Raw genomic sequence first — 15,897 nt, forward strand, 5'->3', positions numbered from 1 at the left:
GCGGCGGGAAAAGATCTCAACCGGCCGCCAGCGTTGCGCCGGGCAGATAGAGCATGATCGGCCGGATCTCGTAGACGGCGCTTGGGTTGACGCGCTTGAGGTCTCGCGCGGCGGCGATCGCTTCATCCTGGTTCGCGCAGTCGAGGACGTAGAGGCCGAGCAGTTGCTCCTTGGTTTCGGCGAAGGGACCGTCGATCACCATGCCGTCGCCCGGGCCGCGCAGCGTCACGGCCTTGGCCGTCGCGCCGAGCCTGGCAGCCGGGCCGAGCTTGCCCGCTCGGGTCAGCCTGTCGTTGACCTCGAGCAGGTCCTTCATCAGCGCCGCATCCTCGTCGGGCGTCCAGGACTGGACAGTGTCTTCGACGTGATAGGCAAGGATAGCGTAGAACATGATGCGGTTCCTCATCGCCGGGAGGGGCGGCACTATCACAAGGAAGAGCCGGCCGATCCAGTGGGGAATTGGGACCAGCAAGCCGCCTGCTGACTCAAGCTGCCACGGGCAGCCGCAGTTCGGTCAGCAAGCCGCCGCCCGGATGGTTGGAAAGATCGACCTCCCCACCGGCGCCGCGGGCGATGTTGCGGGCGATGGTGAGGCCGAGGCCGAGGCCGCCGGTTGTGCGGTTGCGCGATTCCTCCAGCCGCACGAAGGAGCCGAACACCGCGTCCAGCTTCGCTTGCGGGATGCCGGGGCCTTCGTCTCGGATCGAGAGCGTGATCGTGTCGCCTGTTCGCCGCACGCCGAGATGCGCTTTCTTGCCGTAGATCACCGCGTTCTGGATGAGATTGGTGATGCAGCGGCGCAGCGCCACCGGCCGCGCGATGCAGATCAGGCCGCGCGAAGGTGTGGCATCCTCGTCGAAGGATGCGTCCTCGAAAGAGTCCGCGACCGATTCCACCAACGACCAGAAATCGATCCGCTCGGCCTTTTCCTCGGTCACCTCGAATTTGGCGAAGTCGATGACGGAGCTGGCGATGCTTTCGATGTCGGCGAGGTCGTGCGCAAGCGCATCTCGCGCGGGCGACCTGCGCAACAGTTCGAGGCGGAGCCGCATGCGGGTCAGCGGCGTGCGCAGGTCATGAGCCAACGCCGCGGCAAGGTGCTCGCGGTCCTCGACATAATCGCGCAGCCGCATCTGCATGGCGTTGATCGCCTTTGCCGCGGCGCGGATCTCGCGACTGCCGCTCTCGGAGATCGGCGGGCTTTTTAGGTCGTTGCCGATCCGCGTCACCGCCGTTTCCATTATCCGGTAGGGCGCGGTCAGCCGGCGCAGCGACCAGATCGACATGATGACGATCAGACCGGCGATCAGCGAGTAGAGCGGCAGGCTGTCGAGGCTCAGAATCGGCCCCGCCGGCGTGATCGGTTCCGTGAAATTCAACCACTGCCCGTCGGAAAAACGCAACGACGCCGTCAGCTTGTCGCTCTGCGCGAAATCCGCGGCCAGGACCAGAAGGTCGCGCTCGACCTGGCCGACATCCTTGTTCACCGCCTGACCGTCCGGGACGTCGGCCTCCTGGGTGGCCGGATCGCGCCGCACGCGCGCGTCGGTGATGCCGAATTTCGACAGGCGCCCGACCAGGATGTCCTCCAACTCGGCCAGTTGATCATCGCCGGCGATCGAGGAGGTGACGGCGGGCGTGTCCGAAACCGTCAGCGCATAGGTCGAGTTGAACAGGCCCGACGCGGTCGCCTTGCGCTCTTCGGGCGTGGCGTCATGCATCAGTTGCACGAGCGAATAGGCGCGGTCGTTCAACCGGTAGAGATCGACGACACTGTTGGCCGCAGCGCGGTCACGCGCCACGATGTAAAGCGTCGCCACCTGGCTGAGCATGAGGCCGGCAATGACGATGAGCAGCACCCAGGCAGGCAGGGTCTGCGGCAGGAAGCGTCTCATTCGGACGTTGTCTCGGGCAGGAACTGATAGCCGCCGCTGCGCACCGTCAGGATCAATTTCGGCGTCTTCGGATCGTCCTCCATCTTGCGGCGCAGCCGGCTCACCAGAATGTCGACGCTGCGGTCGAAGCTGTAGCCGGTGTCGCCGCCGGAAAGCTCGATCAGCTGTTCGCGGGTAAGCACGCGCTGCGCGCTCTTGACGAAGGTCTGCAGCAGGTTGAACTCGGCCATGGTCAGCTCCACGCGGACGTCGTCGGGCGCCGTCAGGCGCCGCCGCGCGCAGTCCATCGTCCAGCCGGCGAAGCGATATATCTGCTTGGCGACGGGGCGGCGCGGCTCGGCGCTGCCGTTGCGTCTGAGCACGGCGCGGATGCGGGCCAGGAGCTCGCGCGGATCGAAGGGCTTGGGCACATAGTCGTCGGCGCCCATTTCGAGACCCACAACACGGTCGGTCGTCTCGGTGACCGCGGTCAGCATGATGATCGGCGTGGTGTAGTTGGCACGGATCTCGCGGCAAAGCTCGAGTCCGCTCTTTCCGGGCAGCATCACGTCGAGAACGATCAGGTCCACCGGCGTGCGGCGCAGGACCGCCTCCATCTCGGTGCCGTCGCCGGCCACCGTGGTGTGCAGCCCGCGCTTCTGGAAAAACTCCTGCAGCAGGTCGCGTATGCCCTTGTCATCGTCGACGATCAGTATGTGTGCGTCCGATTTCACTCGAAACCTATGATTCTGTTAGCCCGGCGTCCCTTCGGCGATCTCTCACACGATAGAATTCGGGCCACATCTTGGCCAGAGGTCGCGATCGGCGCCCCAGCCGGATTCCCAGAAACAATCCAGAAACAAAATTCTACAGTCGAGAAAAACTGGTGAAAAATTTCAAGGTCATAACCGGTGCCGTGGCGGTCAGGTCATCGGCTGCGACGCAAGTTTCCGGAGTAACGGACGAGACCAATGCAGAGGTTCTGGATCAGCGTGATGGGTGCTTTGCTCAGCATATCGCTCATCACCGCCGCGGCCGGCGCCTCAACCGCAAAGGTCGCGCCACCGCTCACCCGGACCGAGCGCTGCACCAATCTGAGCCGTCAGGTTGACGAAGCCCTCGAAACCCATGCCGCGGCAACGCAGGTCACCGCGGCGAAAGCACTGCAAAGAAAGGGAAACCGGTTCTGCGCCAACAAGAAGCAGGCACAGGGAATCCGGATGCTCGCAAACGCTTTGAAGCTGCTTGGAGTGACACCGATCGATCCCGCTCAGTGACGCTCACCTAGACCGCAAGAAAAAGGAAAATGAAGCCATGAAGAAGTCCATCCTCTCCGTCCTCGGCCTCGGTGTTGCTCTCGCTTTCGCGATGCCGGCTCTCGGCAATGCCGCCGCCACGACGACCGCTGCTCCGGCTGCCAGCACCACGACCACGACCGCTCCGGCCGCCATGGCTCCGGCGAAGGCTGCTCCGAAGAAGGTTGCCGCCAAGAAGACCTGCAAAGTGACCAAGACGCACAAGTGCCCGGTCAAGAAGGCCAAGAAGGCTCCGGCGAAGAAGTCGTAATCCAGGCTTTCAGTCCTGATCTTTCAAGACCGCTCCGGCCGGTTTCGGCTGGAGCGGTCTTCCGGCGGGCGAAGCGTGACATCGGCAGCTTCCGCCGCGCCCGTTCCGATCCTTAACCTGATTGCAACGCCGGTGCTGTAGGACAATCCGCATGAAGAAGCGGTTTTCGTCCCGGATGCGTTCGCTGACACTCGGCGGCCTGATCGTCACCGCGGCCGTGCGATCGTTGATCATCTTTACCGCAAGCCCCGTGCCGGATCCCGCCAGCGGCAGGACCGAGCCCGAGCTGTTCGCTCCGCTGATCTCCTCAAGCTTCGACTACATCACGCCGACGCAGTCCTGGGTCCTGATCGTGCTGACCGGCATAACCCTGGTCGGCTTCGCCGCCTGGATGATCACGGCATTCATGGAGCGCGGTTCCCGCACGAATGATGGCGGCTCGGGCAGGTCCGGCACAACAATGCGCCGGCAGGGCCGTTGAACCGCAACCAACGCTCTCCCACATAAGGCCGAGCGCTCGCCCGCCACCACGGCGGCAAATGGGTTAAAGCTCTGCACAATTGCGGACGGAGAACCGCGAGCACTCTTCCTGGAATTGCTTTGGTTCCCAACTGGCGGATGCCGATGCCTGAAACAGTCCTCAAACCGCGCACCAAGACACAGCCGAAAACAGAGCGGCCGAAGCTCTACAAGGTCATCCTGATCAATGACGATTTCACGCCGCGTGAGTTCGTGGTGACCGTGCTCAAGGGCGAATTCAAGCTCAGCGAGGACCAGGCGCATCGTGTGATGATCACGGCGCATACGCGCGGCGTCTGCGTGGTTGCGGTGTTCACCAAGGATGTCGCCGAAACCAAGGCGACGCGGGCTACCGACGCCGGCAAGGCCAAGGGCTATCCGCTGCTGTTCACCGTCGAGCCGGAAGAGTAGCGGCGGGCGCTTTTCCTTCTCCCCTTGCGGGAGAAGGTGTCGCCGAACGCGACGATGAGGGGTGTTCCAGCTTGGCGCCAAGCTTACCCCTCACCCGGATTGCCAGCCGATTTGTGAAAGACAAATCGGGGCAATCCGACCTCTCCCACAAGGGGAGAGGTAAGAACTCATCGCCCCTCGCGATACCACATCGAGCCGATGGCGAGCAGCAAAAGGCCGAGGCCGAGGAAGCCGCCGAACAGCGGCACGCGCGACACGGCCTTGAGCGTGCTGTCGTCGGTGGTGCGCAGGCCGATCCAGTCGTCACCCGAGGCCGCCGCCGAGGAGCGGACCGGCACGATCGAGGGCAGCGTCACGCCGCCGGCGAGATTGCCGAGCGTGGATGACGGGGCCAGCCGCCGCACGCTGCCGCCGGTCGCTTCGGCCGGTGCCTTCAGCCGATCCTCGGTCGAGATCGCGTCGGAGAACTCCGGCGCGTTGATCGGGCCAACATGGGCAAGCGCGGTCAAGTCGCCATTGCCGATCTGGTAAAGGCCGATCTCGCTGGTCCGCAGGCTGCCGGTGAAGATGCCGGGCTCGGCTTTATCGAGCTTCACCGTCACCGTCTTGCCGGACGGCGTGATCACCTGCGCGGGACCCGGATCGTCGCTCATCGTCTGGCGGCGGATCTCCAGCACCATGCCGCGGCCGTCGGCGGTCAGCCGTTCTTCTTCCAGTTCCGGTTCCTTCATCAGCCAATGGGCGATGCGCCGATAGAGCTGGACATGCGGGCCGCCGCCTTCGAAACCGCGCGCCCACAGCCATCCCTGGTCCGACAAGAGCATGCCGACGCGGCCTTCGCCCTTGCGGTCGAGCAGGAGCAGAGGCCGGTCGTCGGCGCCTTTCATCACCACTTCGCCTTCCGGATTCTTAACGCCGATGGTGCGGAACCAGCGGCTCCAATGCGGCGGCTCGCTTGCCGAGCCGTCGAGCCCACGCGTCACCGGATGGCGCTGGCCGAGATCGGTCAGGCGCGGATAGAAGGCCTTGTCCACCACCTCGCCTGTCGGCATGGCCGGCAGCGCGGCGTTGAGCGGCGTGCGGGCGATGGAGTTCTCGCCGGCATATTCGGGACCGGCGGCAATCAGCAGCGCGCCGCCCTTTTCGACATATTCGGAGATGTAGTCGTAATAGAGGATCGGCAGCACGTCGCGGTGCTGGTAGCGGTCGAAGATGATCAGGTCGAAATCCTTGATCTTCTCGACGAACAGCTCGCGCGTCGGGAAAGCGATCAGCGACAGCTCGTTGATCGGCGTGCCGTCCTGCTTTTCCGGCGGGCGCAGAATGGTGAAGTGGACGAGATCGACCGACGCGTCCGACTTCAAAAGGTTGCGCCAGGTGCGCTCGCCGGCATGCGGCTCGCCGGAGACCAGGAGCACGCGCAGATTCTCGCGGATGCCGTCGACCAGGGCGATCGCCCGGTTGTTGGCGTCCGTCAGCTCGCCGGGCTCGCGGTCGATGCCGAGCTGGACGATGTTGCGGCCGGCATTGGGAATGGTGACAGAGAGCTTCATCGGCTGGCCGACGGTCGCGTGCTCGACCGAGACCTGCTCGCCATTGACCGAGACCCGTACATCCACCGGGCCGCCGTTGCCTTCCGTCGAAATGACGCGGTAGGTCATGTCGAGCGGCTTGCCGACAAGAGCGAAGCGCGGCGCGTTCTCGAAACGGATGCGGCGGTCCTTCTCATGCTCGCTGCCGGTGATCAGCGCATGCAGCGGCGCGTTGAATTCCGGCGCTCCGCCGGGTGCGTCATGTACCTCGCCGTCGGTGATCATGATGGCGCCGCCGATGCGCGACGGCGGCACGTCGCGGAAGGTGCCCTCCAACGCGCTGAACAGCTTGGTTTCGGTGCGTTCGTCGGCGGCTTCCGACTTGCCGGCCTCGACTACGCGGACATCGAATTGCTTGAAGCGGCCGAGACGCTCCTGCATCCCGGCCAGCGCCTCGTCGGTCTGCCTGGTGCGGTCGCCGATATCCTGGCTTTGGCTGCGGTCGACGATCAGCGCAACGACGCTCTTCAGCGCCTCGCGCTCCTCGGCGAGGAACACCGGGTTGAGCAGTGCCGCGGCAAGGGCGAGCAGCGCGATGCAACGCAATGCCGAGCCGCGCTGGCGGAACCACAGGCCGACCAGCGCCAGCAAAAGCAACGGCACGAAGAGCAGGCCGAAGAGCGGCCAGGAGACGAGCGGTTCGAAGGAGACCGACCAGTTCATGAGCTACTGCCCCAGCCGTTCGAGCAGCACGGGCACATGCACCTGATCGGATTTGTAGTTGCCGGTCAGCATGTACATCATGATGTTGACGCCGGCGCGCAGCGCGTAGACGCGCTGCATCGGGTCCGGCGGCACGGTCGGCAGCATCGGATCGCCGTTCTCGTCGACCGCCCAGGCGCCGGCGAAATCATTGGCGGTGATCATGATCGGCGAGACACCGTCGCCGGTGCGCACGGGTCGGTTCTCGGTGTTGCTGGCGTCGAGCGAGGCCTCGACCCAGAGCGGGCTGCCGCTGAAGCGGCCAGGGAACTCCGGAAGGATGAAGAAGGATTTGGTCAGCACGTGGTCCGACGGCACCGGTTCCAGCGGCGGCACGTTGAGGTTGGCGAGGATGTCGCGCAGCCGTTCGGTCGCCGGGCTCGCCGAGCCGGCGCCGATGCCGTTGGAGAACTGGTCGCGCGTGTCGAACAGGACCGTGCCGCCCTGCTGCATATAGGCGTCGATGCGGGCGATCGCCGCCTGGCTGGGCATCGGCGCCGAGGCGTCGATCGGCCAATAGATCAGCGGAAAGAAGGACAGCTCGTCCTTGGCGATGTCGACGCCGGCCGGCGGGCCGGGCTCGAGCGCGGTCTTCTCGATCAGGAAACGGGTGAGGCCTTCAAGGCCGGCGCGGCTGATCGAATCGACGCCGGGCTCGCCGGTGATGACATAGGCGATGCGGGTTTTCGAAATGTCGTCGATCGCCTGGGCGTCGCCTGGCTTCGAATCGTCGGCGCGGGCGTAATCGGCGTGGCCGAAGAGGCCGCCCAGCACGACCAGAACAGCGGCTGTGGTCGCCACGGCCGCGCGACGCGGCCGGCGCGCCAATAGGCCGCCCATCCAGAACACGGCCAAGGTGTCGAGCGCCATCAGCAGGAGCGCGACGGCGACCAGCGGCCCCTTGAGGTTCTCCGATTCGTCGAAGGCATAGGGGATGGCGCTCACCGGTAGCGAAACCTGCGGACGGACCAGCGGCGCAAAGGTGCTCGACGCATCGAGAAGATTATGCGCGAAGACGCCCGTCTCGGAGCCGTAAAGGCCGGGCGGGTTCTCCAGCGTCACCGGCAGCGGGCCGGAGCCGGGCACCAGCGGCCGGGCATCGGGCGAGGGCGGTGTGAGCATGCCGTCGGCGCCGATCATGCGGTAGGGTGCCAGCGACGCGGCGGTGGCTTCGGCATTGGCAATCGCCGCGCCCTGGTTGCGCGACAGCTGCACGACGCGCCGCAGCATCTCGACAAAGGTGCCGGAGATCGGCAGGTTCGACCAGGTCGCCTCCGGCGTGACATGGAAGAGCACCAGCGTGCCCTTGTCCTTTTTCATGCCCGTCACCAACGGCGTGCCGTCGGCAAGCGTGGCCCAGGTGCGCTCGACGATGTCGGGCGTCGGCTCGGCCAGAACCTGCCGGCTGACCGTCACCTCGGAGGGCGGGGAAAGGTCGGCGAAGGGACCGTTCTTCGGGAATTCGGTGACCGCCTGCGGCGTCGTCCAGGACAGCGCGCCGCCGAGCGCGCGCTCGCCGCTGCGCAGCCGGACCGGCAGGAGGTCATCGTCATTGCCGGCCGCGGCAAGGCGAGGTCCGGCAAAACGCACCAGGGTGCCGCCCTTGTCGACCCAGTCGACCAGCCGCTGCTTGACCTGCTCCGGGATGGTGCCGACATCGGCCATGATGATCATCGCCGGCTTCTGGTCGAGAAGCTGCGGAATGGCGTCGGCGAGGTCGGCGCTCGACGGCTCGACCAGATCGGCAAAAGGCTGGAGGGCGCGGCGGATATAGTAGAGCGGCGACAGAAGCGGCTGCGCCTGGTCGGCCTCGGTCTGCGACAGAAGGCCGACGCGGCGGCGTTTGGAGCTCTCGTCCAGGACCCGCACGGCGCCGGCTTGATGCTCGCCGTCGAGCGCGATCGAGGCGAAGTCGTTGCGCAGTTCGAAGGGGACCGCCATCGTGGCCGTGGCGGTGGCTTCGCCGGGCGCAAAGGTCAGTGTCGCATCGGCGATACGGCGGCCCTTGTCGTCGAAGGCGCCGGCGCTGACCTGCGCCGGCGCCGGGTCGCCCGGCGCGCGGATGGCGGTCAAGGCGAAGCCGTCGACCTGGTTGTCGGTGCCAATCAGGCCGGTCAGGGAGAGCCGGTCGGACGTGGCCCAGACCAGCCGCTTCGCGTTCTTTTCGAGCAGCGTCTTGAACGCGGCGTCGTCGCCTTTGGCGGCAAGGCCATCGGCCAGCACGGCAACGCTGGCACCGGGCAGGCGCTCCAGCGCGGCGGCGACGCGGGCGTAGACGGCCGGACGGTCAGTCGGAACCGGCCGCGGCTTGGCGGCGCGCAGATGGTCGAGCGCGGCCGAGGCATCGAAGGGGCCGATCTCGGCATTGGGCTTCTCGGCGGTGAAGGCGATGACGATCGGCACGCCGTTCGATCCGGCGTCGGCGATCAGCCGCTCGGCGGTGGCGACGCGCTTGCCCCAGTCGGCGGCGCTTGCCCAGCTGTTGTCGATGACAAGCGCCAGGGCGGAACCTTCCGCCGGTAGCCTTTCGCGCGGATTGAAGACCGGCTCGGCCAGCGCCATCACGACAAGCGCCGCCATAAGCAGCCGCAGCAGCGTCAGCCACCACGGGCTTTGCTGCGGGGTTTCCTCGCGCCTCAGGACCCGGGCCAGGATTTTCAACGGCGGGAAAACTTCCGTCTGCGGCTTGGGCGGGGTGAGCCGGAGCAGCCACCAGATCACAGGCAGCGCCAAAAGGCCCCACAGAACCATCGGCGCCCCGAAGGAAAGCGGCAGCCAGCTCATGCGACCGCCTTTCCGGCTCGATTGGCAATCGACGCCGCATGACCGCCTTCCACGGTCAGCGCCATGTGGATGCGCACCAGCGCTTCGGAGGCGAGGCGGTCGGTGTGGTTGACGGTGTAGCTCCAGCCGAGACGCTTGCACCAGGCAGCCAGCTCCTCGCGGCGAGCCCGGTAAAGCAGGCGATATTCCTCGGCCAGCATCTCGGCGCGGCCGGCGGTCAGCTTGTCGCCGGTCTCCGGATCGGTGAACTCGGTGCGGCCGGCATAGGGGAAGGTTTCCTCGGCCGGGTCGGCGACCTCGATCAGATGCGCGCGCACGCCGTGGCGGGCGAGCACGTCGAGCCACGCCATGGTTTCCTCGACCGGGTCGAGGAAATCGCTGACGAGCACGATGTCGCAGAAGCGGCGGATCGCCGACAGGTCGGGCTTGGCCGGCAGCGCGGCGGCATGGCTCAGCTGGGCGGCGATGCGCTCGGCGCCGTTGCGGGCGGTGAACGGGTCGGTCAGGCCCGGCCAGGCGATGCGCTCGCCGCTGCGCGACAAAAGCTCGGCCAAGGCGAGCGCCAGCACCAGCGCGCGCGATTCCTTGGAAACGCCGGCGCCGGCGGATTTGTAGAGCATGGAAGGCGAGGGGTCGGCCCAGAGCCAGACGGTGTGCGCCGCTTCCCATTCGCGATCGCGCACATAGGTATGGTCGTCCCTGGCCGAGCGGCGCCAGTCGATGCGCGAGGAATCGCCTTCGACATAGGGCCGGAACTGCCAGAAATTCTCGCCGATGCCGCGCTTGCGGCGGCCGTGCCAGCCGGCGATCACCGTGTTGACGATACGGCGCGCTTCGACCAGCAGGTCCGGCACCAGTGAAGCCCGCAACCGGCCGCGGGCGAGCGCGTCGCGCGTCGCAACCGGTGCCTGGACCTCGCCTATTCGACCCATCAGATGCCTTTTGCCAGCTTCGCCACCACGTCGCGCACCGAAGTGCCTTCGGCGCGGGCGGCGAAAGTCAGCGCCATGCGGTGCTGCAGCACCGGTTCGGCCAGCGCGCGAACGTCGTCGACCGAGGGCGCCAACCTGCCATCATATAGGGCGCGGGCGCGGGCGCACAGGGTCAATGCCTGGCTGGCGCGCGGGCCTGGCCCCCAAGCGACGTGCTTGTCGGTCTCGGCATTGCCCTGGCCGGGCCGGGCCGAGCGCACCAGCTTTAGGATCGCCTCGACGACGCTTTCCGGCACAGGCATGCGGCGGATCAGCGTCTGGATTTCCTTCAGTCTCGCCGGCTGCAGCACCTTGTCGGCCTTGGCTTCGTCGATGCCGGTCGTTTCGAGCAGGATGCGGCGCTCCGCATCGATCTCCGGATAAAGGATGTCGACCTGCATCAGGAAGCGGTCGAGCTGAGCCTCGGGCAGCGGATAGGTGCCTTCCTGTTCCAGCGGGTTCTGCGTCGCCAGCACATGGAAAGGCGAGGGCAGGTCGTGGCGGACGCCGGCGATGGTGACGTGGTATTCCTGCATCGCCTGCAGCAGCGCCGATTGCGTGCGCGGCGAGGCGCGGTTGATCTCGTCGGCCATCAGCAGTTGCGTGAAGATCGGCCCGGAAATGAAGCGGAAGGAGCGCTTGCCGAACTCGTCCTGCTCCATCACCTCGGAGCCGAGGATGTCTGACGGCATCAGGTCGGGGGTGAACTGGACGCGGCGCGAATCGAGGCCGAGCACGATGCCCAGCGTCTCGACCAGCTTGGTCTTGGCAAGCCCAGGCACGCCAACCAGCAGCGCATGGCCGCCGGCCAGCAGCGCCACCAGCGTGCGTTCGACGACAGCCTCCTGGCCAAAAATCACCCGGCCGACCGCGTCGCGGACCCTGGAGATATCGGCCAGCGCCTTTTCGGCCTCCTCGATCATCGCTTTCTCGCTGATCGGGCTTTCCTTGATCATCACGCTCATGCCGTTCGATCCTTGTGGTTGGAGATACCGGCCTGCATTCTCAATGTCGCAGAATGCCGCGATTCGGCTTCGCCTGGCGCCTGCATTCGAACTTAAATCACAGACTTGGGCGGACAAGGCTGACAATCGGGACAACAGTGACTATTTCGTGACCATGGCCGAACGCAGCGAACATCGTCAACAAAGCCCGAGCGCACAGAGCTTGACGAGCGCTACCGAGGCGCGCGGACTTGAGGCGCTGGTTTCGCGTGCCGCCCGCGCGGGCAAGGGGCCGGCGCCGGTCGAGCGCTGGAATCCGGATTTCTGCGGCGACCTCGACATGGAGATCAAGGCGGACGGCACCTGGTTCTATCTCGGCACGCCGATTGGCCGCATGCCGCTGGTGCAGCTCTTTTCCAGCGTGCTGCGCAAGGATTTGGACGGAAAGACCTATCTTGTGACCCCGGTCGAGCGGGTCGGAATCCGCGTCGTCGACGCGCCCTTCATCGCCGTCGAAATGAATGTGTCCGGGAGCGGCGACGAACAAGTCATCACCTTCCGCACCAATGTCGGCGATGTGGTGGCCGCCGGGCCCGGCCATCCGCTGCGTTTCGTCGACGAGGACGAAACCGGCGGGCTGAAACCCTATGTGCTGGTGCGCGGACGGCTGGAGGCGCTGGTGGCGCGGGCGGTGATGTATGAGCTGGTCGGGCATGGCGAGGAGATCGATATCGACGGCAAGACGATGTTCGCCGTCCGCTCGGGCGGCGAGATCTATCCGATCATGCCGGCCGAGAAGCTGAAACGGCTGAGCGCGTGATGGACCAGGTGACGCGGGCGCCGTTTTCGATCGCGGATTTCCGGGCGCGGGCCGCAGCGCAGGCCGCGATCACCCCTGGCGAGGATTTCGGCGATCATCGCTTCAATCCCGATCACCCCAGGCTCCAGCACGTCAAGCCGCTGCGGGACGCGGCCGTGCTCATCCCGGTCGTCGACCGCGCCGAGGGCGCGATGGTGCTGCTCACCAAGCGCGCCGAGAAGCTGCGCAGCCATTCCGGCCAGGTGGCGTTTCCAGGCGGCACCATCGATCCGACCGACCCCGGCCCCGAGGCGACCGCGCTGCGCGAGACCTTCGAGGAGATCGGTCTCGATCGCGACCATATCGAGATCATCGGCCGCATGCCGGATTATGTGTCAGGCAGCGGTTACCGCATCGTGCCGGTGCTTGCCGTGGTGCGGCCGGGCTTTTCGCTGACGCTCAATACCGACGAGGTCGACGCTGCCTTCGAGGTTCCCCTGAGTTTCCTGATGGACCCGGCCAACCACACGCGCGAGAGCCGCATGTGGAACGATCTCGAATGGTTCTTTTACGATATGCCCTATGGCGACCAGCGCATCTGGGGCGTCACCGCCGGCATCATCCGCACGCTGTATGAAAGGCTTTATGCGTGAGCGTCGAGGTGTCTCTCTCCGGCAGCGCCGATTGGCTGGCCGACAAGCATCTGCAGAAGCTGCTTGCGGCGCTGAAGCAGGGCGGCGAGGAAGCGCGTGTCGCCGGCGGCGCGGTGCGCAATGCGCTGCTTGGCCAACCGGTGGCCGATATCGACATCGCCGCGACGACACTGCCCGAAGAGACCATCCGGCGCGCGGAGGCGGCCGGCTTCAAGACGGCGCCGACCGGGATCGAACACGGCACCATCACCGTGATTGCGGGCGGCAAGCCCTATGAAGTCACCACGCTGCGCGCTGATGTCGAGACCGACGGCCGCCGGGCGAAAGTGACTTTCGGGCGCGACTGGAAGCTTGATGCCGAGCGGCGCGACTTCACCATCAACGCGCTCTATGCCGAAGCCGACGGCACGGTCGTCGACCTTGTCGGCGGCATTGCCGATATCGAGGCGCGGCGGCTGCGTTTCATCGGCGACGCGGAGGCACGCATCCGCGAGGACTATCTGCGCATCCTGCGCTTTTTCCGCTTCTTCGCCTGGTATGGCGACGGCCGGCCCGATGCCGAAGGCTTGAAGGCCTGCGCCAGGCTGAAGGAGGGGCTTGCCCAGCTTTCGGCCGAACGCGTCTGGTCCGAGCTGAAGAAGCTGCTGTCCGCTCCGGATCCTTCGCGCGCCCTGCTCTGGATGCGCCAGGCAGGCGTGCTGTCGGCCGTGCTCCCGGAGAGCGAGAAATGGGGCATCGACGCCATCCACGGCCTGGCCAGGACCGGAAAGGATCTCGGCTGGACCGCCGATCCGATGCTGCGGCTCGAGGCAATCGTCCCGCCCGATGCCGCGCGCATGAAGACGCTTGGCGAACGGCTGCGGCTTTCGAATGACGAGGCCGCTCGCCTGCGGCATTGGGCGCTGACCATCGCTCCGGACGCGAAGATGACCGAGACCGAGCTGGCCAAGAAACTCTACTACGGCGACCGCGACGGCTATCTCGATCGTATTCGGCTGGCGCTTGCCGCCGCGCGGACGCGTGCCGTCGAGGACAATCAGGCGATGATGGAGGCGGGCGGTTTTTCGCGTCTGCTCAATTTCGCGCTGAGATGGGAAAAGCCGGTGTTTCCGATCAAGGGCGCCGACCTGACCGAACTTGGCGCGTCACCGGGGCCGAAGCTCGGCGCGACCCTGAAGAATCTCGAAAGGGAATGGGTCGGGTCGGGCTTCATGCTGGAACGCGACGCGCTGATGGAACGCGCCGCGCAGGCTCTGGAAATTTAGTTTCCAGCGGGAGCGGACGCCGCCTGTCAATGGATCGCCACAGGAGCCAGCGCCCGCGAGAGACTTGCCTCGCCCTTGCCGTAGATGGACGGGTCGTAGTTCGCCAGCGTATCGGTGCGGGCCGTGTTGAGAAGGTCATTGGTGATCTGCACCGGCGTCGCCTTGGTGAACTTGCTACCGATGATCGCGGCGTAGCCCGAGATGATCGGCGCGGCGAACGACGTTCCGTAAAGACCGGTCTTGTCGCCTTCGACGCCGACCACCAGGAAGTGGCTCTGCACCTGCGTATCGGTGCCCGCGTAGTCGGAATACCAGGCAAGCTGAGCCTTGTTGGCCGTCGTGCCGTTCGTCGATAGCGCGCCGACGAAGATCGCCGTCGATTTGCCGATCAAGGCGAGGTCGAGATAGTCCTGCTGGCCGTTGATGGCCGCGCCGACGGCGACGGCGTCGTTGCCGGCCGCCTTGGAGACGACGGCCGTTCCCCTGGTCGCATAGTTGATGATCGAGGCCTCTTCCGGAGCCCACCAGATCTGATTCACACTATAGCCCGCGGTGGTGTACATGCCGTAGCTGAGGTTCAGCACGTTGAGACCGCGTGCCAGCGAGACGGCCGAACCCGTCGAGAAATCCTTGGAGCGGATGGTCGCCGATGGGGCGATCATGCTCGCCTCCTCGCGCGTCCATTCACCGTGCCGCTGCGTCTGCACGCCAATGCCGAAATTGCCGGAAAAGCGATCTGAACTGCTGAAGTCGTCGACCATGGTGATGGTGACGCCTCTGCCCTTGTAGCCGGCTGCCCAAGCGGCGCCGACGTCGGGGCTCATCCAGTTCTGCACGGCCTGCGTCGTGCCCGCGACCGGGATCTTGGCGCTCACGCATATGGACTGAACGCCGTGGCACAGCACAGCCGTCTCGTCCGCGTCGGGCACTTCCTGCGCCGATGCCATGGACGCCGGCAGCAGGACCAGAGCCGCGGCAATGCCGAACTTCCAGAAATTACCAGACATGATCTTACTCCCGGTCAAACAAGAAGGCGGATGAATTTACGAAATTTGGGCGCCGGAACACTTTCCATCGAAGGCCTTCCGGCGATCAGAACGTAACGCGGTAGTTGAGCCACAGATGCAGCCTCTCGGGTGAAGCGTTGACCAGATGCGTCAGCGTCTCCTCGGGTGATGCCTCGCCCGCTGCCAGCCGGCAATTGACGCTGTAGCTGCCCAGGTCGCCGTAGTCGGCCACGCAGGGCTTTTCGGTCAGGGCGCCGCCGATGGTCGAGGTGACCGACAGGGACAGGGTGCTGTTCGGATTCGGATGGGTCTGGGTGAGAAAACCGAATTTCAGGCTGGGCGCGATGCTGTATTTCTCGGCTTGCTCGCCGGTGCCGAACCCCCAGAGAAAGCCCGTATCGGGCGTGATCTGCGTGAGGAAGTCGACATGCATGTCGACCCAGCTCGCGTGATACCAATGGCTGAAGGAGACCCAGCTTCCGCCCTGCAATTCATAGCCGCCATTGCCGAGGCCCCTGGCCTTGTCGCTGAGCGGAGAGCCCTGATGGATATCGACGAGCGAGGTCGTCCATTCCTGGGCCATTGCCGTGGACGCAAAGGAAAGAGCGCACAACAGGAGCGCCGCCGCGCAGAGACCGACTCCGATGTTGGACCGCTCGCGCATGCGCGAAGCACCTCGCCCCACCACTCCGGCCAGCGCCTTGATGGCGAAGGGCTCCTCGGGCAGCCGCCTCTGGCCGGATCATATGCGGCAGAGTCGCACGCGGACCGTTACCGGGAAGTTATCCAAGCTGCTACGAATATAAGAAT

At 65.7% G+C, this 15,897-nt stretch carries 16 protein-coding genes; 7 read left to right on the top strand and 9 right to left on the bottom strand.

Going from position 1 to position 15,897, the window contains the following annotated elements:
• Positions 1–16: 16 nt before the first annotated feature.
• The 3 genes from EN862_RS03650 to EN862_RS03660 form a co-directional block, all read right to left on the bottom strand.
• Positions 17–391, bottom strand: a complete 375-nt coding sequence (locus tag EN862_RS03650; protein WP_127864483.1) for a YciI family protein — start codon at positions 389–391, stop codon at positions 17–19.
• A 94-nt stretch (positions 392–485) separates the two neighbouring features.
• On the bottom strand, positions 486–1,895 hold the full coding sequence (locus tag EN862_RS03655; RefSeq protein WP_127864484.1) for an ATP-binding protein: 1,410 nt from the start codon (positions 1,893–1,895) through the stop codon (positions 486–488).
• On the bottom strand, positions 1,892–2,608 hold the full coding sequence (locus EN862_RS03660; protein ID WP_127864485.1) for a response regulator transcription factor: 717 nt from the start codon (positions 2,606–2,608) through the stop codon (positions 1,892–1,894). Before EN862_RS03660 ends, EN862_RS03655 begins: the two co-directional genes overlap by 4 nt.
• A 237-nt stretch (positions 2,609–2,845) precedes the next feature.
• Between EN862_RS03660 and EN862_RS03665 the strand changes: the two genes are divergently transcribed.
• The 4 genes from EN862_RS03665 to clpS all read left to right on the top strand — a co-directional run bounded on the left by EN862_RS03665 (position 2,846) and on the right by clpS (position 4,370).
• Positions 2,846–3,151 (top strand): hypothetical protein, encoded by a 306-nt coding sequence (locus EN862_RS03665; RefSeq protein ID WP_127864486.1) that lies wholly within the window; start codon positions 2,846–2,848, stop codon positions 3,149–3,151.
• 37 nt (positions 3,152–3,188) lie between these two features.
• Positions 3,189–3,440: a hypothetical protein gene (locus EN862_RS03670; RefSeq protein ID WP_127864487.1), complete on the top strand. Its 252-nt coding sequence runs from the start codon at positions 3,189–3,191 to the stop codon at positions 3,438–3,440.
• A 151-nt stretch (positions 3,441–3,591) separates the two neighbouring features.
• A complete protein-coding gene (locus EN862_RS03675) occupies positions 3,592–3,921 on the top strand; it encodes a hypothetical protein (RefSeq protein WP_127864488.1) in 330 nt (109 codons plus the stop codon).
• 143 nt (positions 3,922–4,064) lie between these two features.
• A complete protein-coding gene (gene clpS / locus EN862_RS03680) occupies positions 4,065–4,370 on the top strand; it encodes an ATP-dependent Clp protease adapter ClpS (RefSeq protein WP_095817265.1) in 306 nt (101 codons plus the stop codon).
• Positions 4,371–4,537: 167 nt separating this feature from the next.
• Here clpS and EN862_RS03685 read toward each other — a convergent pair whose 3' ends face one another.
• From EN862_RS03685 to EN862_RS03700, 4 genes are read right to left on the bottom strand one after another with little or no spacing between them, the layout of a single operon-like run.
• Positions 4,538–6,625 (bottom strand): hypothetical protein, encoded by a 2,088-nt coding sequence (locus EN862_RS03685; RefSeq protein WP_127864489.1) that lies wholly within the window; start codon positions 6,623–6,625, stop codon positions 4,538–4,540.
• 3 nt (positions 6,626–6,628) lie between these two features.
• Positions 6,629–9,448 (bottom strand): DUF4159 domain-containing protein, encoded by a 2,820-nt coding sequence (locus EN862_RS03690; RefSeq protein WP_127864490.1) that lies wholly within the window; start codon positions 9,446–9,448, stop codon positions 6,629–6,631.
• Positions 9,445–10,380: a DUF58 domain-containing protein gene (locus EN862_RS03695; RefSeq protein WP_127864491.1), complete on the bottom strand. Its 936-nt coding sequence runs from the start codon at positions 10,378–10,380 to the stop codon at positions 9,445–9,447. The genes EN862_RS03690 and EN862_RS03695 overlap by 4 nt, the downstream gene beginning before the upstream one ends.
• Positions 10,380–11,384, bottom strand: a complete 1,005-nt coding sequence (locus EN862_RS03700; protein WP_095817269.1) for a MoxR family ATPase — start codon at positions 11,382–11,384, stop codon at positions 10,380–10,382. The genes EN862_RS03695 and EN862_RS03700 overlap by 1 nt, the downstream gene beginning before the upstream one ends.
• A 154-nt stretch (positions 11,385–11,538) precedes the next feature.
• On the opposite strand from EN862_RS03700, the gene EN862_RS03705 reads away from it, so the two are divergent.
• The 3 genes from EN862_RS03705 to EN862_RS03715 are packed head-to-tail and all read left to right on the top strand — an operon-like array spanning position 11,539 to position 14,080.
• Positions 11,539–12,183, top strand: coding sequence for a DUF1285 domain-containing protein (locus EN862_RS03705; RefSeq protein WP_127864840.1), 645 nt, complete (start codon positions 11,539–11,541; stop codon positions 12,181–12,183).
• Positions 12,183–12,815, top strand: coding sequence for a CoA pyrophosphatase (locus EN862_RS03710; protein ID WP_127864492.1), 633 nt, complete (start codon positions 12,183–12,185; stop codon positions 12,813–12,815). The genes EN862_RS03705 and EN862_RS03710 overlap by 1 nt, the downstream gene beginning before the upstream one ends.
• Positions 12,812–14,080: a CCA tRNA nucleotidyltransferase gene (locus EN862_RS03715; RefSeq protein WP_127864493.1), complete on the top strand. Its 1,269-nt coding sequence runs from the start codon at positions 12,812–12,814 to the stop codon at positions 14,078–14,080. Before EN862_RS03710 ends, EN862_RS03715 begins: the two co-directional genes overlap by 4 nt.
• Before the next feature lie 26 nt (positions 14,081–14,106).
• On the opposite strand, the gene EN862_RS03720 is transcribed toward EN862_RS03715, so the two are convergent.
• Both EN862_RS03720 and EN862_RS03725 read right to left on the bottom strand, forming a co-directional pair.
• Positions 14,107–15,087 carry a S8 family serine peptidase gene (locus EN862_RS03720; protein ID WP_127864494.1) on the bottom strand — a complete coding sequence of 327 codons (981 nt, stop codon included), beginning with the start codon at positions 15,085–15,087 and terminating at the stop codon, positions 14,107–14,109.
• Positions 15,088–15,172: 85 nt separating this feature from the next.
• On the bottom strand, positions 15,173–15,751 hold the full coding sequence (locus tag EN862_RS03725) for a hypothetical protein (RefSeq protein ID WP_127864495.1): 579 nt from the start codon (positions 15,749–15,751) through the stop codon (positions 15,173–15,175).
• Positions 15,752–15,897 lie beyond the last annotated feature (146 nt).

The sequence above is a fragment of the Mesorhizobium sp. M2E.F.Ca.ET.219.01.1.1 genome, from assembly GCF_004016445.2.
Classification (GTDB): domain Bacteria; phylum Pseudomonadota; class Alphaproteobacteria; order Rhizobiales; family Rhizobiaceae; genus Mesorhizobium.